Annotated in this window: 20 protein-coding genes; 12 read left to right on the forward strand and 8 right to left on the reverse strand. The window is 59.2% G+C overall.

Annotated features, from left to right (window positions below):
- Positions 1-159 precede the first annotated feature (159 nt).
- The gene (locus tag ABIA48_RS05915) at positions 160-438 is read left to right on the forward strand and encodes a DUF3509 domain-containing protein (protein ID WP_429487385.1); all 279 of its coding nucleotides are present in this window, start codon (positions 160-162) and stop codon (positions 436-438) included.
- Positions 439-545: 107 nt separating this feature from the next.
- Here the strand turns inward: ABIA48_RS05915 and mtnC are convergent, their stop codons facing one another.
- The 5 genes from mtnC to aroC are packed head-to-tail and all read right to left on the reverse strand — an operon-like array spanning position 546 to position 4,694.
- Complete coding sequence (mtnC, locus tag ABIA48_RS05920) at positions 546-1,229, reverse strand: acireductone synthase (protein WP_429487386.1); 684 nt, start codon at positions 1,227-1,229, stop codon at positions 546-548.
- 4 nt (positions 1,230-1,233) lie between these two features.
- Positions 1,234-1,779, reverse strand: coding sequence for a 1,2-dihydroxy-3-keto-5-methylthiopentene dioxygenase (locus ABIA48_RS05925; RefSeq protein WP_007988110.1), 546 nt, complete (start codon positions 1,777-1,779; stop codon positions 1,234-1,236).
- Between the two features lie 20 nt (positions 1,780-1,799).
- Complete coding sequence (locus ABIA48_RS05930) at positions 1,800-2,426, reverse strand: methylthioribulose 1-phosphate dehydratase (protein WP_429487387.1); 627 nt, start codon at positions 2,424-2,426, stop codon at positions 1,800-1,802.
- Positions 2,423-3,568: an MFS transporter gene (locus tag ABIA48_RS05935; RefSeq protein ID WP_429487388.1), complete on the reverse strand. Its 1,146-nt coding sequence runs from the start codon at positions 3,566-3,568 to the stop codon at positions 2,423-2,425. Before ABIA48_RS05935 ends, ABIA48_RS05930 begins: the two co-directional genes overlap by 4 nt.
- A gap of 34 nt (positions 3,569-3,602) precedes the next feature.
- The gene (gene aroC / locus ABIA48_RS05940; protein WP_007988116.1) at positions 3,603-4,694 is read right to left on the reverse strand and encodes a chorismate synthase; all 1,092 of its coding nucleotides are present in this window, start codon (positions 4,692-4,694) and stop codon (positions 3,603-3,605) included.
- A gap of 83 nt (positions 4,695-4,777) precedes the next feature.
- Here aroC and ABIA48_RS05945 point away from each other — a divergent pair, with 83 nt between their 5' ends.
- Both ABIA48_RS05945 and ABIA48_RS05950 read left to right on the forward strand, forming a co-directional pair.
- Positions 4,778-5,776 (forward strand): alpha/beta hydrolase, encoded by a 999-nt coding sequence (locus ABIA48_RS05945; protein WP_429487389.1) that lies wholly within the window; start codon positions 4,778-4,780, stop codon positions 5,774-5,776.
- A gap of 98 nt (positions 5,777-5,874) precedes the next feature.
- The gene (locus tag ABIA48_RS05950) at positions 5,875-6,666 is read left to right on the forward strand and encodes a hypothetical protein (protein ID WP_429487390.1); all 792 of its coding nucleotides are present in this window, start codon (positions 5,875-5,877) and stop codon (positions 6,664-6,666) included.
- 128 nt (positions 6,667-6,794) lie between these two features.
- On the opposite strand, the gene prmB is transcribed toward ABIA48_RS05950, so the two are convergent.
- Complete coding sequence (prmB, locus tag ABIA48_RS05955; protein WP_429487391.1) at positions 6,795-7,703, reverse strand: 50S ribosomal protein L3 N(5)-glutamine methyltransferase; 909 nt, start codon at positions 7,701-7,703, stop codon at positions 6,795-6,797.
- Between the two features lie 239 nt (positions 7,704-7,942).
- On the opposite strand from prmB, the gene ABIA48_RS05960 reads away from it, so the two are divergent.
- From ABIA48_RS05960 to ABIA48_RS05985, 6 genes are all read left to right on the forward strand, one after another.
- Positions 7,943-8,533, forward strand: a complete 591-nt coding sequence (locus tag ABIA48_RS05960; RefSeq protein WP_429487392.1) for a cysteine hydrolase family protein — start codon at positions 7,943-7,945, stop codon at positions 8,531-8,533.
- A gap of 131 nt (positions 8,534-8,664) precedes the next feature.
- Positions 8,665-8,985, forward strand: a complete 321-nt coding sequence (locus tag ABIA48_RS05965; RefSeq protein WP_007988126.1) for a hypothetical protein — start codon at positions 8,665-8,667, stop codon at positions 8,983-8,985.
- Between the two features lie 88 nt (positions 8,986-9,073).
- Positions 9,074-9,631, forward strand: coding sequence for a Smr/MutS family protein (locus ABIA48_RS05970; protein ID WP_429487393.1), 558 nt, complete (start codon positions 9,074-9,076; stop codon positions 9,629-9,631).
- Between the two features lie 77 nt (positions 9,632-9,708).
- Positions 9,709-10,254: a GTP cyclohydrolase I FolE gene (gene folE / locus ABIA48_RS05975; protein WP_007988130.1), complete on the forward strand. Its 546-nt coding sequence runs from the start codon at positions 9,709-9,711 to the stop codon at positions 10,252-10,254.
- A gap of 103 nt (positions 10,255-10,357) precedes the next feature.
- Positions 10,358-10,729 (forward strand): glutathione S-transferase N-terminal domain-containing protein, encoded by a 372-nt coding sequence (locus ABIA48_RS05980; protein ID WP_007988133.1) that lies wholly within the window; start codon positions 10,358-10,360, stop codon positions 10,727-10,729.
- A gap of 253 nt (positions 10,730-10,982) precedes the next feature.
- Positions 10,983-11,900, forward strand: coding sequence for an IS110 family transposase (locus ABIA48_RS05985; RefSeq protein ID WP_429487394.1), 918 nt, complete (start codon positions 10,983-10,985; stop codon positions 11,898-11,900).
- Positions 11,901-12,137: 237 nt separating this feature from the next.
- On the opposite strand, the gene ABIA48_RS05990 is transcribed toward ABIA48_RS05985, so the two are convergent.
- Entirely contained in the window at positions 12,138-13,304 is a 1,167-nt protein-coding gene (locus ABIA48_RS05990) for a PLP-dependent aminotransferase family protein (protein ID WP_429487395.1), read from the reverse strand.
- An 82-nt stretch (positions 13,305-13,386) separates the two neighbouring features.
- Here ABIA48_RS05990 and ABIA48_RS05995 point away from each other — a divergent pair, with 82 nt between their 5' ends.
- The 3 genes from ABIA48_RS05995 to ABIA48_RS06005 all read left to right on the forward strand — a co-directional run bounded on the left by ABIA48_RS05995 (position 13,387) and on the right by ABIA48_RS06005 (position 16,199).
- A complete protein-coding gene (locus tag ABIA48_RS05995) occupies positions 13,387-13,833 on the forward strand; it encodes a MarR family winged helix-turn-helix transcriptional regulator (protein WP_429487396.1) in 447 nt (148 codons plus the stop codon).
- Positions 13,834-14,150: 317 nt separating this feature from the next.
- Positions 14,151-15,500 carry an NCS2 family permease gene (locus ABIA48_RS06000; RefSeq protein ID WP_007988140.1) on the forward strand — a complete coding sequence of 450 codons (1,350 nt, stop codon included), beginning with the start codon at positions 14,151-14,153 and terminating at the stop codon, positions 15,498-15,500.
- 72 nt (positions 15,501-15,572) lie between these two features.
- The gene (locus ABIA48_RS06005) at positions 15,573-16,199 is read left to right on the forward strand and encodes a LysE family translocator (protein WP_204931851.1); all 627 of its coding nucleotides are present in this window, start codon (positions 15,573-15,575) and stop codon (positions 16,197-16,199) included.
- A gap of 200 nt (positions 16,200-16,399) precedes the next feature.
- On the opposite strand, the gene uraH is transcribed toward ABIA48_RS06005, so the two are convergent.
- Positions 16,400-16,753 carry a hydroxyisourate hydrolase gene (uraH, locus tag ABIA48_RS06010; protein WP_007974925.1) on the reverse strand — a complete coding sequence of 118 codons (354 nt, stop codon included), beginning with the start codon at positions 16,751-16,753 and terminating at the stop codon, positions 16,400-16,402.
- Positions 16,754-17,036 lie beyond the last annotated feature (283 nt).

The raw sequence follows: 17,036 nt of genomic DNA on the forward strand, positions 1-17,036 counted from the left end.
GATGCACGATGGCCATTCATGCAGATTGCACGAAAGCAAAAATCACTTAAAACCGTAACATATTGATTTTACTTAATATTACTCAGCTGAAATGAATGGCACAAAGGCTGCAACAGTCTCTCCATGCTTGCCATTCAAGTCATCACGGAGCTGAACGACATGAACCTTATCCAGGAAAAATTTTCGTCCTTATTCTGCAACTTTGCAGTCACTACCCAGGAGCGCCCTGACGGTGGGATCCTGCTGACCCTGAACGGCGGCGAAGGCAAAGTGTTCAAGCGCTCGATTTCCTACCAGCAATTGCACAATGGCGATCAACTGTCGTGGGTCATCAGTGCGATTCGCCGCGACCTCGCCGAACAAGCCAGTGAATTGCCGCAGATTTCCATGCTGCAAAGCCAGCAACGGTTTGCCCTGCCGACCTATCACTCGCTGTAAAAAATGTGGGAGCGGGCTTGCTCGCGAAGAGGGAGTGTCAGTCAACATCAACGTTGAATGACACACCGCTTTCGCGAGCAAGCCCGCTCCCACAGGGTTTGTGGCGTTTAGAAATTAGCGGGATTTATCCGCGCAAAGCTGTCCACGGTGACGTGCCCCGCCAGTTCCCCGCCCTCGCGAGCCAGGCCGCAAGTGGCCATTCCTGCCGAGCGCGCCGCGTCGAGTTCCTCGACGATGTCCGACAGAAACAGAATTTGCCCCGCCTCGATGTTGATCGCCTGGGTGATGTTGGCGTAGGACTGCGCCTCGCGCTTAGGCCCTGACGTCGTATCGAAATAACCGCTGAACAGCGGTGTCAGGTCCCCCGCCTCGGAGCAACCGAAGATCAGCCGCTGGGCCTGGATCGAGCCGGACGAATAAACAAAAAGTTGATAACCGGCCTGATGCCAGTCTTTAAGCGCCTCAACGGCGTCCGGGTAAACGTGGCCCTTCAACTGCCCGGCCTGATAGCCCTGCTCCCAGACCATTCCCTGCAACGCTTTCAACGGCGTGGCCTTGCGGTCTTCGGCAATCCAGCCCAACAGGATCTCGATGACCCGTTCGACATCGGCATTCGGCTCGTTGCTGTCGCGACGTACGGCGGCCAGTTGTTCGGCCACGTCGGCACGCTCGGCCTGCTGACGAACAAACGCCGGCAGATGTTTGGCGGCATAGGGAAACAGCACATCGAACACAAAACTCACCGCGCTGGTGGTGCCTTCAATATCGGTGAGAATCGCTTTGATCGGCATCGACTCAGTCCTCAAGACGCGGAAATTGGCTGGCGATGTCTTCACCGGTGAAATTGGCCACCCAGCCTTCCGGGTTGTTGAACAGGCGGATCGCAATGAAGTGCGGATGCTCGCCCATGTCGAACCAGTGTTTGGTACCCGCCGGCACCGAGATCAGGTCGTTTTTCTCGCAGAGCACCGCGTAGACGTAATCGTCGATGTGCAGGGTAAACAGGCCGCGCCCGGCGACGAAAAATCGTACTTCGTCTTCGCCATGGCGGTGTTCATTGAGGAATTTGGCGCGCAATTCGGCTTTTTGCGGGTGGTCGCTGTTGAGGCTGATCACGTCGACGGTGATGTAACCGCGTTCGGTCATCAGTTGGTCGATTTGCGCCTGATAGGCCGCAATCACTTCATCCTGGCTGGCGCCCGGCTGGAGCTTGGTGGCGGCCTGCCAACGGTCGAAGCGCACGCCTTGTTCGGCCAGGGTCGAGGCGATGTCTTCGAAATGGGTCAGCACCTTGTTGGGAATTTCAGGGCTGGAGACGTGATAAACGGACAGGCTGCTCATCAGGGCAACTCCTTAACGGTTCATGCTTTAAGGTTCAAGAGCGAGCGCATCTTCAACTCGCACTCGAACAAAAATTCAAAGGCCTCGATCTGCCGCAGGGCATCGCTCATGCGCCGGCCCCAGGTATAGAGGCCATGGCCGCGGATCAGGTAGCCGACGCAATCGGGATGGGCGTCGAGCCAAGGCTGCACCTTGGCGGCCAGGCGCGCAATGTCCTGGTCGTTGTCGAAAATCGGCACGCGCACCCGGGATTCGTGGGTCGTCACACCGCTGAAGGCTTTTTGCAGTTCGTAGTCTTCGAACTCGATGAAGTCTTGTTGCGTCAGGCGCGAGAGTACCGTGGCGTTGACCGAATGGGTGTGCAGCACCGCACCGATCTCAGGGCGCCAGCTGTAAAGCTGGGTGTGCAGCAGGGTTTCGGCGGACGGTTTCTTGCCCGGTTCCAGGCTGTTGCCCGACAGGTCGGTGGCCAGCACATCGTCCATGCCGAGTTGCCCCTTGTGCTTGCCGGACACGGTCAGCAAGGCTTCGGTCGGCGACAGGCGGGTCGAATAATTGCTGCTGGTGGCCGGCGACCAACCGCGGCCATACAGAAAACGCCCGGCGTCGATGATTTCCTGGGCGAGGTGTTCACGGGTAAGGCTCATGGCCTGTCCTCTTGCATACATGTGGCAATGATAACGGCAGCCGCGACGGCTGCGAGGCTGGCAATACTAAAGGTCAATGCGGCGCCAAGGGCGTTCCAGCTGTAACCGGCGTACAACGCGCCCAATGCGCCACCGGTGCCGGCCAGGGCGGCATACAGCGCCTGACCCTGGCCTTGCTGGCGCGCGCCGAAACTACGTTGCACGAATTGAATGGCAGCGGCGTGAAAGCTGCCGAACGTTGCCGCGTGCAACACCTGGGCAAACAACAGCACCCACAGAAATTCCGCGAGCGTGCCCAGTAACAGCCAACGCAGCGCCGCCAGCAGAAAACTGGCCATCAGCACCCGGCGCAGCGAGACGCGCGCGAGGATCCGGCTCATGGCCAGAAACATCAGGACTTCGGCTACCACGCCGACCGCCCAGAGCATGCCGATCACACCGCGGCTGTAACCCAGTCGCTCAAGGTGCAGCGTCAAAAACGTGTAATACGGCCCGTGGCTCATCTGCATCAGCGCCACGCAAGCATAAAACGCCAATACGCCGGGGCTGCGCAGTTGCTTGAGGAATCCCTCCCCCGCCGCCCGGTTGCCCGGCGCCGGTAGAGCGTTCGGCACCCACAGGCTGCTGAGCACGATGCCGGCCAGGATCAGTACCAGCGCCGCCGGGTAGATGTCGAGGCTCAGCCATTCGAACAGCCGCCCCAGCACGACCACGGTGATGATGAAACCGATCGAACCCCACAGGCGAATCTGGCTGTAGCGCGAGGTCTGCCCTTGCAAGTGCGCCAGGGTGATGACTTCGAACTGCGGCAACACCGCGTGCCAGAAGAACGCATGCAAGGCCATGACCATCGCCAGCCAGGCGTAGGTCTTGCTGACGAAAATCAGCGAGAACGTCAGCAATGTGCACACTGCGCCGAAGCGCACGATAGCCAGCCGCCGCCCGGTGTAGTCACCGAGCCAGCCCCAGATGTTCGGCGCCACGCAACGCATCAGCATCGGGATCGCCACCAGTTCGCCGATGCGCGCGGCGCTGAATCCGAGGTGATCGAAGTACAGCGCCAGAAACGGCGCTGTCGAACCGAGCAAGGCGAAATAGAACAGATAGAAACTGGAAAGCCGCCAGTACGGGAGCGCCGCCACGCCGGTCAAACCGCAGCGGCTGCGAGGTCAGCCATTAAAGCTGACCCAGCACCGGCGTGCTCACCCGCACATCGGCGTTCTGCCCACGGTGACGCAGCAGGTGATCCATCAGCACGATGGCCATCATCGCTTCAGCAATCGGCGTGGCGCGGATACCCACGCACGGATCGTGACGGCCCTTGGTGATCACTTCCACCGGGTTGCCATGAATGTCGATGGAACGGCCCGGCGTGGTGATGCTCGATGTCGGCTTCAGCGCCAGGTGCGCAACGATTGGCTGGCCCGAGGAAATACCGCCGAGAATGCCGCCCGCGTTGTTACTGAGGAAACCTTCCGGGGTCATTTCATCGCGGTGTTCGGTGCCACGCTGGGCGACGCTGGCGAAACCGGCGCCGATTTCCACGCCCTTGACCGCGTTGATGCTCATCAGCGCATGGGCCAGTTCGGCGTCGAGACGGTCGAAGATCGGTTCGCCCAGGCCCGGCATCACGCCTTCGGCGACCACGGTGATCTTCGCGCCGACCGAATCCTGGTCGCGGCGCAACTGGTCCATGTAGGCTTCCAGTTCCGGCACTTTGTCCGGGTCCGGGCTGAAGAAAGCGTTCTGCTCCACCGAATCCCAGGTCTTGAACGGGATTTCAATCGGCCCGAGCTGGCTCATGTAGCCACGAATGACGATGCCCTGGCTGGCCAGGTATTTTTTCGCAATCGCACCGGCCGCAACGCGCATCGCGGTTTCGCGGGCCGAGCTGCGACCGCCGCCGCGATAATCGCGCTCACCGTACTTGTGGTGGTAGGTGTAATCGGCGTGGGCCGGGCGGAACAGATCCTTGATCGCCGAGTAGTCCTTGGACTTCTGGTCGGTGTTGCGGATCAACAGACCGATGGCGCAACCGGTGGTGCGACCTTCGAACACACCAGAAAGAATTTCGACTTCGTCGGCTTCCTGGCGCTGGGTGGTGTGGCGGCTGGTGCCGGGTTTGCGGCGGTCCAGGTCACGCTGCAGATCCTCCAGGGATAGCTCCAGGCCCGGCGGGCAGCCATCGACAATGGCGACCAACGCCGGCCCATGGCTTTCGCCCGCGGTGGTGACAGTGAACAGCTTGCCGTAGGTATTGCCGGACATGCAGGACGCTCCGTGAAATGAACCTGAATACGTAATGCGCGCCAGTATACGCAGGCTACCCAAGTAGTTCATCCTCGAACCTTATGGGTGCCTGTGAGTCCAACCGGCACCTTCTTAATGATGGCGCGATGATGCTGCGAGTTTTAGCCTTGAGCCTTACCCTGATTTCCGGCTTCGCCCAAGCGACTGTCCTGCAACGACCGATCACATTGGATACAGGCACTGGCGAGCTTTTCGGCTCGCTGTTACTGCCCAAATCCGACAATCCAGTGCCGGTTGTCCTGATCATTTCCGGCTCCGGCCCTACGGATCGTGACGGAAACAACGCCGACGGCGGGCGCAATGACAGCCTCAAGCGCCTGGCCTGGGTGCTGGCCAAACACAATATCGCCAGCGTGCGTTACGACAAACGTGGCGTGGCCGCGAGCCTGGCGGCGACCCCGGATGAACGAAACCTGACGGTAGAGGCCTATGTGTCCGATGCCCAAGCCTGGGGCCAGAAGCTCAAGACCGATCCGCGCTTCGGCAAACTGATTGTGCTGGGTCACAGCGAGGGCGCCTTGATTGCCAGCCTCGCTGCGCCGGGCATCGATGCCGATGCGGTGATTTCTGTTTCCGGCAGCGCAAGGCCGGTTGATCAGGTCATTCGCCAGCAACTGGGCAATCGCCTGCCACCACCGCTGATGCTGCGCAGCAATGAATTACTCGACAGCCTCAAGGCCGGGAAACCCGACGACAACGTGCCACCGCCGTTGCAGACAATTTTCCGTCCGAGCGTGCAGCCCTATCTGATTTCCCTGTTCCGCCAGGACCCGGCCGCGGCGTTTGCCAAGCTGAAGATGCCGGCGCTGATCATCCAGGGCAGCAACGACATCCAGGTCGGTATCAATGACGCAAGACTGCTCAAGGCGGCCAAACCGGACGCCGAACTGGCACTGATCGAGGGCATGAACCACGTCATGCGCATCGTACCCAACGACGTCAAACGCCAACTGGCCTCCTATAAAGATCCGCAATTGCCCCTGGCGGCGGAGCTGGGCACGCGAATCCTCGGGTTTATTGACGGACTTCGCACCCGTTAAGCCCCCTGGCACTCCAGTCTTGAAAAAAACGGCCGATAAGCCTTTGTCGCCAGCAGATTGGCTGGCGACAAGCTGAGCTTGGACAGGATCTCGCCGTTATGACTGACACCCAGACTTCACCCGACACCACCGCTGAAAAAGACGCACCGCCAGCGGTCGAGCTGCCCTGGGCGGACGTCCACGTCGAGCACCACAAGATGCTCCGTCTGGCGCCGCTGCAGACTGACCGCAACACGGGCGGGCGCCCATTGCGTTTTGTCGAGCTCGGCTATGCCGAGCGCAACGACAAGGAACGCAGCCTGATGCGCTTGAGCATCACCCTGCCCGGCCAGCGCGTGCGCAAGGAACAGAATCATCTGGACGTGTGGGTCGATCACACCGAAAAGCGCGTGCATTTCGCCCCGGATAGCGGTTTGCAGGTTGAACCGCTGAACCGTGGCATTGGCCGATTCATGGCGGCCCAGGGCATCAACTGGGCGAAGAAGCGCTGGCCGACCTACACCGTCGACGGCTTTGACCTGAGCAACAAGGAAGCGCTGAACGAAGACACCCGTCTGCGCCGCGATCACTTTTTGCGCGTGCACGGTTTCGACGTGGTGTATGCCGATGCCCAGCATTTGAAAGGCAGCGTCAAGCCGGTCAAGGTCGGCGACCTTTCTGGCGACTGGAACAGCGAAAAACTGCAGGTTGTGGAAATTCTCGAGGCGGCGCAGATGCTCCAGCAAGCCGAGCAGAACCTGGCCGAGCAGGAAGTCAAACTCAAGAAACACGAAGAGAAGGTCAGCAAGTACAAACGCGAAGACGCCGGGCTGCGTTTCACCATCACCTGCCTGGTGGCATTTGCGGTGTTTCAGGCGGGGTTGCTGATCTGGATTGCCACGCACCGATAAAGGTTTAAGACCGCGGTGCCGCCATTCGCGAGCAAGCCCGCTCCCACACTCGATTGTTATCGATAACAGATTTGTAGTCAGACACAAATCCAATGTGGGAGCGGGCTTGCTCGCGAAGCTTTTGGAAGTCAGACGCGGGAAGCGAACAACGCTTGATGCTCCCGGCACTGCTGTGCGCTGAGCATGAATACGCCATGGCCGCCGCGCTCGAACTCCAGCCAGGCAAAGTCGACTTCCGGATACAACGCCTCGACGTGCACCTGACTGTTGCCCACCTCGACAATCAGCAAGCCCTTCTCGGTCAAATGATCCGCTGCTTCGGCGAGCATGCGCCGTACCAGGTTCAAACCGTCATCGCCGCAGGCCAGGCCCAGTTCCGGTTCGTGCTGGTATTCGTCCGGCATGTCGGCGAAATCTTCCGCATCGACGTAGGGCGGGTTCGACACGATCAGGTCGAAGCGTTGTCCCGGCAAGCCCTCGAAACCGTCGCCCTGCACCGTGTACACACGTTCATCGACACCATGGCGCTCGATGTTCTGGTTGGCCACTTCCAGCGCTTCGTACGACAGGTCTGCCAACACCACCTCGGCATGCTGGAACTCGTACGCGCAGGCAATGCCGATGCAACCGGAACCGGTGCACAGGTCAAGAATTCGCGCAGGCTCGGAGCCCAGCCAAGGAGTAAAACGATTTTCGATCAGCTCGCCAATCGGTGAACGTGGGATCAAAACGCGTTCATCGACGATGAACGACATGCCGCAGAACCAGGCCTCGCCCAGCAGATACGCAGTCGGAACCCGATCTTCGATCCGGCGCTTGAGCAAGTTTTGCAGATGGACCAGTTCGTCGTCTTCCAGATTGCAGTCGAGGTAGCTGTCGGCGATTTCCCACGGCAGATGCAGCGCGCCCAACACCAATTGCCGGGCTTCGTCCCAGGCGTTGTCGGTGCCATGGCCGAAAAACAGATCCTCCCCATGGAAGCGGCTGACGGCCCAACGGATATGGTCACGCAGGGTACGAAGGCGGGAAGTGATCACGACGGCAAACTCCAGAAAAATCGACGGGCAATTCTACCAGTCAAACGACGTCACGACGACGCGAGAAAACTACCGGCTCAAATGTAGGAGTTATCCGTTTTTTCGCTTGGCTATTGAACAAAACGCAACTATTGACAAGGCTACAGGCCAGCAACGACGGCACCTACGATCGTAGCGATTCACAGAACCGCTCAGCCAGAGGACAATGTCGCAAAAGCCCCACTCCAAGGAGCCCCAGAATGTCCGTTCCAAAAACGATGTTTCAACTCAGCGGCCGCGGTTATCCGGCAGCCAAACTGAGCCATGCGACCCTGATCATCATCGATGCCCAGAAAGAATATTTGAGCGGGCCACTGGCCCTCAGCGGCATGGATGAGGCCGTCGCGAACATCAAGCAATTGCTCGCCGCTGCCCGTGCCGCCGGCCGGCCGATCGTGCATGTCCGCCACCTCGGTACGCTCGGCGGGTTGTTCAACCCGCAAGGCGTCGGTGGTGAGTTCATTCCGGGCCTGGAGCCACAGGGTGACGAAACTGTCATCGGTAAATTGCTGCCAAGCGCGTTCCACGGCACCGAACTGGCCAAACGCCTGGAGGACCTCGGCGCCCTCGACCTGATCGTCTGCGGTTTCATGAGTCACTCCAGCGTCAGCACCACTGTGCGCGCAGCGAAGAACCTTGGCTTCCGCTGCACACTCATTGAAGACGCCTGTGCCACTCGCGATTTGCCTTACAAGGGCGGCGTCCTGAGCGCCGAGCACGTTCATCAGACCGAAATGGCGATCATGGGCGATAACTTCGCCACCCTCGCCTTGACCCACGAACTGGTCTGATCGGCGCCCCATGAGCGGTCAAAAACGCCGCTCATCCGCAAAAACCTCTCATGTGCCGTAATTGTCTTAGCCTCAGGAACATCCCGGTCAACTCCCGGTCGAAGGGCCGATACCCATAGAGGAAGGTCGGAATGAAGTTATCCGATGGTTTTGACGCTCGCCGCTTGCGGCCCAAAGGCCAACGCAATTGGCGTTTTCGAATCGGCGCAACGATAGCCGCGTTGCTGGCCATGAGCGGTGTGTTGCTCGCCATGGCCGGTGTCGCCAGCCTGCTCGGTCACGCCCCCGCCCTCGGCGAGATGAACACCAACCGTGCCGGTGCGGCGGTGATCCTGGCGATTGGTCTGGTGGTGCTGTACCTCGGTGTGTGGCTGTGGCGCCGCTGCCGTCGCCGCTCGCGTCAGTCACAAGAACTGAACATGTCCCCGCATCTGATGAAAAAACACGACTGAGACCAAGGTCGAGACCGAACGCCGCGCGTTTTGTCGCGCCCGATTCGCTTCGAGTTGGGTAAACTGGCCGCCCTTCGCGGAGGCTGACATGCAAGACGACGATTTTTCCCTGTTCAAAAGCGCGATCCAAGGCGTCAAGCCGATCAAGCACGATCGCGCCGAAACCGGCAAGCCCAAGGCTGACCGCGCGCAGATCGCCCAGCTGCGTCTAGCGGCCACTGTGCGCACCGAATCCACCACCGTTGACGGGCTGTCCGATCAGTTCGTCATCGACGTCGGCCCTGAAGACGAGCTGATGTGGGCGCGTGACGGCGTGCAGGAAAGCCAGATGCGCAAGCTCAAGATCGGCCAGATTCCGTTCGAAGGCAGCCTCGACCTGCATGGCATGAGCGTGGAGAAAGCACGGGAAACCCTTTGGGCGTTCCTGGCCGAAGCCACCAAATTCGAAATCCGCTGCGTGCGCGTCACCCATGGCAAGGCTGTACGCCTGGACGGCAAGCGGCCGATGATCAAAAGCCACGTCAACACCTGGCTGCGCCAGCATCCACAGGTGCTCGGTTTCACTTCGTGCCAGGCCAAACACGGCGGTGCCGGCGCGGTTTATGTGATGCTCAAACGCACCATGATGGAAGGTCGCGACGACTAAAGCTGATGCGCCACGCTTGCAGCGTCGTGTCCGTCACCGTACCCTTGCCCTTTGCGTAAAATCCCACAGGTAGTTTCATGTCCCTGGAACAGAATTACACGGCGATCCTCGGCCAGCTCGGCGAGGACGTTTCCCGCGAAGGCCTGCTCGACACGCCAAAACGTGCCGCCAAAGCCATGCAGTACCTCTGCCGCGGCTATGAACAGACGCTGGAAGAGGTCACCAACGGTGCCCTGTTCAGCTCCGACAACAGCGAAATGGTGCTGGTCAAGGACATCGAGTTGTACTCGTTGTGCGAACACCACCTGCTGCCGTTCATCGGCAAGGCTCACGTCGCCTACATCCCGAGCGGAAAGGTTCTGGGCCTGTCGAAGGTGGCGCGGATCGTCGATATGTACGCCCGTCGCCTGCAGATCCAGGAAAACCTCAGCCGCCAGATCGCCGATGCGGTCCAGCAGGTCACCGGCGCCCTGGGCGTTGCGGTGGTGATCGAGGCCAAGCACATGTGCATGATGATGCGCGGTGTGGAGAAGCAGAATTCGACGATGATCACCTCGGTGATGCTCGGTGAGTTCCGTGAGAACGCCGCGACCCGCAGCGAATTCCTCAGCCTCATCAAGTAATTCGCGGCACGAAGAAAACCGGCACTCATCGCCGGTTTTTTTCGTCCGCAAAAAATCAGGTAAGCTGCGCGCCCTTCTTCATTTGCACCGTGAGGCTTTCAACGTGTTCGTAAAAGCGCTTCGTGTCGGCCTTGGCCAACTGATCATCTTCATCGACTTCATCACCCGTCCGGGCAAGAAAAAGCGCCCCGCAGCGGCTCAGGCCCAGGTCGAAGCGGCCGCCAAGGGCCTGACGCTGTATCAATTCCACGCCTGCCCGTTCTGCGTGAAGACTCGTCGTACCCTGCGCCGTCTGAACGTGCCGGTGGCCCTCCGCGATGCGAAGAACAACGAACAGGATCGCCAGACCTTGCTGGAGCAAGGCGGCAAGATCAAGGTGCCGTGCCTGCGCATTGAAGAGAATGGCCAGACCACCTGGATGTATGAATCCAAGGTAATCATCGATTACCTGGACAAGCGTTTTGCGGCAGCCTGATGGTTACGTAGTGCTCTGACGGACGCCTTCGCGAGCAAGCCCGCTTGTGTCTAGATCTAGGGATAAGCTCTGGGGTGAGAGAGGTGAATGGCAAGCTGTGAGTCCGCAGTGCTAAAAGCACGTGTGGGAGCCAAGCTGCCATCCACCTTTCCACTCTGGCCCATAAGCCCGAACAGTTGGACGAGCGCCACTCGAATCACAAGCGTGGGCAAGGCCAGAGCACTCTCACTCCTGAGTGTAAGAGGGTTTTGCCATGATTTCCTGGGTCGGCATCGATATCTCCAAATCAAACCTGGTTGTATGGGTTCAACCTCAGGGTGAAGGTTTTGACCTTCCCAATACGTCAGAAGGCTTTGTTGAGCTGATTGAGCGCCTGAGCCAGTACGAGGTTGACCGGGTTCTGCTGGAGGCCACCGGTGGTTACGAATGCAAGGTCATGGCGGCACTGCAGGGCGCCGACTTCAAAGTGCTTAGAATCAATCCCCGCCGGGCCAGAGCCTTCGCCGTGGCCATGGGCAAGAATGCCAAGACCGATCCCATCGACGCGGCCGTGCTGGCGGACTTCGCTGAAGTGCTGCATGCATCCCGCGACAAGATCATTTCGCCGGAACGTGAAGCACTGCGCGAGTTGATCCAGTTGCGCGAGCAGTTTGTTCAGCAACGAGACGACAACAAGCGCCGGCTTCAGCAAGTTCAGTTACCCGCTGTTAGCGAGGCGATCAAAGGCCTTGTTCACTACCTGCAAGTGCAAATCAAGCAGCTCGATAAAACCATCCATCAGAGCATGCATGAGCTGGATGCCGAAAAAGCCGAACGACTCATTTCCGTTAAAGGCATCGGTACGGTGGCCACAGCCAGCTTGCTGGTTTACCTGCCCGAATTGGGCGCGCTTGATCGTCGTGAAGTGGCGGCCTTGGCGGGAATTGCGCCGTACAACGACGACAGCGGCAATCACAGCGGAAAACGTCAAATCTACGGAGGCAGAGCCCGCGTCAGACGTGCGCTTTACATGTCTTGCTGGGTCGTAATCCGTCATCAGCCAAACTTCAAGGCACGCTATGACGCTCTTCGGGAGCGAGGCAAGAGCGCGAAAGTTGCGCTCATCGCCTGCATGCGGATCCTACTTATCCGGCTGAATGCCATGTTGAGGGACGGCACCGAATGGCGGTGACGAGCGGCAGGGGGAAGACAGTTGCGCTCATCGCCTGCATGCGGATCCTACTTATCCGGCTGAATGCCATGTTGAGGGACGGCACCGAATGGCGGTGACGAGCGGCAGGGGGAAGACAGTTGCTCCCACAGTTAACCGCATTTCCCTGTGGGAGCGGGCTTGCCCGCGAAGAGGCCGGCACAGGCACCGCAAACCTCAGACAAAAATAAACCGGCCCATTGGCCGGTTTATTTGTTTTCAAGCCGCTTGCGTCGCCTGCGCCTGTCGCACCACCCCCGCCAAGCGCTTGAGCCCTTCATCCAGTCGCGCCGGCTCAATGTGGCTGAAGTTCAACCGCAAATACCCCGGATGGTTATCCGGCTCGGGAAAGAACGGTTCGCCCGGCATGAACGCCACGTCGTTGGCCAACGCAGCGTCGAGCAAGGTTCGGGTGTCCTGTGGCTGCTTGAGCTTCAACCAGAAAAACAGCCCGCCCTGCGGCACATTCCAATCTGCCAGATCGGAGAAATGAGTTTCCAGCGCTGCCTGAAACGCATCCCGACGTCCACGGTAAAAGTCGCGCAACTCACTGCGGTGCTGATGATATTTCTCGCTGCCAACCCATTGCAACGCCTGCCATTGGCCAACCCGATTGGTGTGCAAATCCGCCGATTGCTTGAGTTTCAACAGATGTGGAAACAGGTCCGGGCTGGCGATCAGATAACCGACGCGTAAACCCGGCAACAGGGTTTTCGACACAGTGCCGGTGTAGATCCAACTGGCGTTTTTCAAGCGACTGACAATCGGCCTGGCGCTGCCGCCATCAAAGGTCAGTTCGCGGTAAGGCTCGTCTTCGATCAACGTGACGCCGAACTCATCAAGCAACGCGGCCACCGCATCGCGCCTGGTTTCGCTGTAGCGCACGGCCGATGGATTCTGGAAGGTCGGGATCAGGTAGATGAAGGCTGGACTGTGTTTTTCCAGGCGTGCGCGCAATTGCGCCAGGTTCGGACCGTCGGCCTCCAGCGGCACGGTCAGGCAATCGGCGCCAAACAATTGGAAGATCTGCAACGCCGCCAGATAAGTCGGCGCTTCGAGCAGGACTTCAGTGCCCTTGTCGATGTAGAGCTTGGCCGCCAGGTCGAGGGTCTGCTGTGAGCCGCTGACCACCAGTACCTGCCCTGCCTCGCACGGCACTCCCAACGCTCGTGCTTCCGCCGCCAAAGCTTCGCGCAGCGCCGGCTCGCCTTCGCTCATGCCGTATTGGCCCATGGACAACGGCATGTCGGCCCATTCGACCTTCGGCAGCATGGCTTCGGCTGGCAGGCCGCCGGCAAACGACATCATCTGCGGACGCTGGGCCGCGGCGAGGATTTCACGGATCAAAGAACTTTTAAGGCGCGAGACACGTTCGGAAAAAGCCATGGGGATCACCGGTAGCGAGGCACGAGGAAAATGAGTCAAACTTGTTGACCGAAACTACGCCAGCTCGAATGGATACGTCAATATGATTGACTTTAAAAACCCGATCTCCCAGCAGCAAGCCATGGAGGCGTTTTTCTTCGGCTACCAGGCCTTCACCGCCAAGGCCGATGAAATGCTCGAACGTCGCGGCCTTAGCCGGGTGCATCAGCGCATCGTATTTTTCATCGCCCGTTACCCGAACCTGAGCGTCAAGGAGTTGCTGGCCTTGCTCGGCGTGAGCAAGCAGGCGCTGAACATGCCGTTGCGGCAATTGTTGGAGATGCATCTGGTCGAAAGCGTCGCGTCCGAGACTGACAAGCGTAAGCGCCTGCTGGAATTGACTGCTGAAGGCGCACGGTTTGAGCAGGCGTTGAGGCGTGAGCAGGTGAAATTGCTGGAACGGGTGTTTGCCGAGGCTGGGGAGACGGCGGTGAATGGGTGGCTGGCGGTGAATCTGGCGCTGGGGCAAACCCGGTTGTCGGCAGACTGAGTGTTGAATCAGCTGGATTTGTAGTGGCTGAACCGACGCCTTCGCGAGCAAGCCCGCTCCCACAGTGGGAATGCGGTCACCTGTGGGAGCGGGCTTGCCCGCGAAGGGGCCGGAACAGGCGATATATCCCTAAAGCCAAACTTTTCGTCGACAAAATCAAAAACATTATTTGCATTATTTGTATACAAAAGCATAATCCACCTCGTGCGAGTTCCTGACCAAGAGGTCAACAAATTCGCAAGTGCCTCAAAGGGCCGCTGCCACCCTCATGGGTCCGGCCCTGGAAATAACAATAAAACTCTTGAGGAGTATTCGCTGTGGAAAGCCGCAAATCCGAAGCATCGACGCTGGAACTCTCGCCGCCATTACGCAATGGCTTGCTGGAACGTCTGTTCAAACTCAGCTTGCACGGCACCACGGTGAAGACCGAGTTGATTGCCGGTCTGACAACCTTCATCACCATGGCTTACATCATCTTCGTTAACCCCAACATCATGGCCGACGCCGGGATCGACCACGGTGCCGCGTTCGTCGCCACCTGCATCGCCGCCGCACTCGGTTGCCTGTTAATGGGCCTGTACGCCAACTGGCCAGTCGGCCTGGCACCGGGCATGGGGCTGAACGCGTTCTTCACTTACACCGTAGTCGGCACCATGGGCTACAACTGGGAAACCGCCCTCGGTGCGGTATTCGTTTCCGGTGTGTTGTTCATGATCCTGACCTTCTCGCGGATCCGCGAATGGCTGCTCAACAGCATTCCGGTCAGCCTGCGCTTCGCCATGGGTGCCGGCGTGGGTCTGTTCCTGGGGCTGATCGGCCTGAAAACCGCGGGTATCGTCGTCGATAGCCCGGCTACCCTGATCAAGCTCGGTTCCCTGCGCGAGCCCGGCCCGCTGCTCGCCGCCGTGTGCTTCCTGATGATTGCCATCCTCAGCTATCACAAAGTGTTCGGCGCAATCCTCATCAGCATCATTACTGTGACCCTCGCCGGTTGGGGCCTTGGGCTGGTGCACTACGAGGGCATCATGTCAGCCCCGCCAAGCCTGGCCCCGACCTGGATGGCCATGAACGTCGCCGGCGTGTTCAACGTCAGCATGATCAGCGTGGTGCTGGCGTTTCTCTTCGTACACATGTTCGACACCGCAGGCACACTGATGGGCGTTGCCCAGCGCGCCAACCTGGTGGGCGCTGACGGCCGCATCGAAAACCTTTCCCGCGCGATGAAAGCCGACAGTGCGTCCAGCGTATTCGGTGCAGTAGTCGGCGTTCCGCCAGTGACCAGCTATGTAGAAAGTGCTGCCGGCGTGGCCGCTGGTGGTCGGACTGGTCTTACCGCAGTCACCGTGGGTGTGCTATTTATAGCTGCCATGTTTTTCGCACCACTGGCCGGCATGATTCCCGCCTATGCCACCGCTGGCGCACTGATTTATGTGGCAATGCTGATGATGGGCGGCATGGCCCACATCGAATGGGATGAAGCGACCGACAGCATTCCGGCGATTGTCACCGCGATCATGATGCCCCTGACCTTCTCGGTCGCCGACGGTATCGCGCTGGGCTTCATCACCTACGTGGCGTTGAAGGCCGGCACCGGCAAGTACAAGGAAATTTCCGTAAGCCTGTGGGTGCTCTGCGCGATCTTCATCGCCAAGTTCATCTTCTTGTAAGCCACACGCTGTACGCGCTTGAAAACAGCCTCACCCCGTCGGGTGGGGCTTTTGTGCAAATGGAGGAAAGTGATGAGTCTGGAAACCTGGCTGCTGTTCAGCGGCGCGGCGCTGATAGTGATCCTGATCCCGGGGCCGCTGTCTTTGCTGATGATCAGCAACAGTCTGAATTACGGCCTGCGCCGCTCTTACCCGGCCTTTCTCGGCGGCGTGTCCGCATCGATCTGCCTGCTGAGTGCTTCGGCCCTGGGCCTGGGTGCGTTGTTGCTGGCTTCGGAACAGCTGTTCAGCGCCCTGAAGATTATCGGCGCACTGTATCTGTTCTACCTCGCCTGGCAGAGCTGGCAGCAATCGCGCCAGCCTTCCCACGGCGCAGAAGTGCCACAAGCAGCACCGGTGCCTCGCTTTCGTGCGTTGTTCGGCCGTGCCTTCATGCTCGGCGCCAGCAATCCGAAAGACATTCTGTTCTTCGCCGCTTTCCTGCCGCAGTTCTTGAGTGCCGAACAACCGTTTCTGCCGCAACTGCTGGTGATGATTGCGACCTGGACCGTGCTCGACCTGCTGTGCAAATTAGCCTACGGCCTCGGCGCCCATGGTGCGGCGCGCTATCTGCGCAGCGGCAGGGGCCAGAGCTGGTTCAACCGGATCAGTGCGGGGTTGTTTGGTGGTGCGGGTGCAGCGTCGTTGCTGAGCCGCTAAAAGCCAAAAGCCAAAGCTTCGCGAGCAAGCCCGCTCCCACATTGGAACGCATTCTGTTGTGGGAGCGGGCTTGCTCGCGAAGGCGTCAGACCAGACACCCTCTTTCTCAAGGACGAAAAAAAGCCCGCAGTGTGAGCGGGCGAAAGACCAAAGAAGCTATATGCGCAGTCGCTTCCAGGGTGCAGCAGCTGCTTGGGGGATCAGCTGCCGCGATAGGTGGAGTAGCTGTAAGGCGAAATCAACAACGGCACGTGGTAGTGATCCTGTTCGGCAGAGATGCCGAAACGCAGCACCACAACATCCAGAAACGCCGGTTCCGGCAGCTTTACACCACGGGCGCGGTAGTAATCGCCGGCATGAAACTGAACCTGATAGACCCCGGTGCGGTAGTCATCGCCTTGCAGCAACGGTGCATCGACACGGCCATCGCTGTTGGTTATCGCGCTGGCGACCAATTCCAGGTGCGATCCTTCAACGCGGTACAACTCGACCTTGATCGAGCTGCCCGGGCAACCGTGTGCTGCGTCCAAAACGTGTGTAGTCAAACGTCCCATTGATTCTGCGCGCCTGCCTGCGTGGAGCAGTCAGACTTCGCGCCTCCCGAAGTCAGTTGAAAAGGAGACCGCACCGATTCGGAGCACGAAAAGTTGCGGCGAGCGACTGATTAAGACACTTTTCAAAAAAATTGTACACAATAAAAACGACATTTTTCCCGTAACCCCCGCCACCTGTACATTTGTCTTCGATTTCCCGCCAAACCGCACGGCCAATGAACCCTCGAACTAATAACTGACCAGTCAGGCAGATTTCTTGCAGGCATACGCCAATAGCAGTAAA

The sequence above is a fragment of the Pseudomonas sp. S30_BP2TU TE3576 genome, assembly GCF_050436025.1.
Taxonomy (GTDB): domain Bacteria; phylum Pseudomonadota; class Gammaproteobacteria; order Pseudomonadales; family Pseudomonadaceae; genus Aquipseudomonas.

Excerpts from the sequence above, each read along its gene's own strand:
- ABIA48_RS05915 (WP_429487385.1), top strand. The coding sequence starts at position 160 with ATGAACCTTATCCAGGAAAAATTTTCGTCCTTATTCTGCAACTTTGCA.
- mtnC (WP_429487386.1), bottom strand. The coding sequence starts at position 1,229 with ATGCCGATCAAAGCGATTCTCACCGATATTGAAGGCACCACCAGCGCG.
- ABIA48_RS05925 (WP_007988110.1), bottom strand. The coding sequence starts at position 1,779 with ATGAGCAGCCTGTCCGTTTATCACGTCTCCAGCCCTGAAATTCCCAAC.
- ABIA48_RS05930 (WP_429487387.1), bottom strand. The coding sequence starts at position 2,426 with ATGAGCCTTACCCGTGAACACCTCGCCCAGGAAATCATCGACGCCGGG.
- aroC (WP_007988116.1), bottom strand. The coding sequence starts at position 4,694 with ATGTCCGGCAATACCTACGGCAAGCTGTTCACTGTCACCACCGCGGGC.
- ABIA48_RS05945 (WP_429487389.1), top strand. The coding sequence starts at position 4,778 with ATGGGTGCCTGTGAGTCCAACCGGCACCTTCTTAATGATGGCGCGATG.
- ABIA48_RS05950 (WP_429487390.1), top strand. The coding sequence starts at position 5,875 with ATGACTGACACCCAGACTTCACCCGACACCACCGCTGAAAAAGACGCA.
- ABIA48_RS05960 (WP_429487392.1), top strand. The coding sequence starts at position 7,943 with ATGTCCGTTCCAAAAACGATGTTTCAACTCAGCGGCCGCGGTTATCCG.
- ABIA48_RS05965 (WP_007988126.1), top strand. The coding sequence starts at position 8,665 with ATGAAGTTATCCGATGGTTTTGACGCTCGCCGCTTGCGGCCCAAAGGC.
- ABIA48_RS05970 (WP_429487393.1), top strand. The coding sequence starts at position 9,074 with ATGCAAGACGACGATTTTTCCCTGTTCAAAAGCGCGATCCAAGGCGTC.
- folE (WP_007988130.1), top strand. The coding sequence starts at position 9,709 with ATGTCCCTGGAACAGAATTACACGGCGATCCTCGGCCAGCTCGGCGAG.
- ABIA48_RS05985 (WP_429487394.1), top strand. The coding sequence starts at position 10,983 with ATGATTTCCTGGGTCGGCATCGATATCTCCAAATCAAACCTGGTTGTA.
- ABIA48_RS05990 (WP_429487395.1), bottom strand. The coding sequence starts at position 13,304 with ATGGCTTTTTCCGAACGTGTCTCGCGCCTTAAAAGTTCTTTGATCCGT.
- ABIA48_RS05995 (WP_429487396.1), top strand. The coding sequence starts at position 13,387 with ATGATTGACTTTAAAAACCCGATCTCCCAGCAGCAAGCCATGGAGGCG.
- ABIA48_RS06005 (WP_204931851.1), top strand. The coding sequence starts at position 15,573 with ATGAGTCTGGAAACCTGGCTGCTGTTCAGCGGCGCGGCGCTGATAGTG.
- uraH (WP_007974925.1), bottom strand. The coding sequence starts at position 16,753 with ATGGGACGTTTGACTACACACGTTTTGGACGCAGCACACGGTTGCCCG.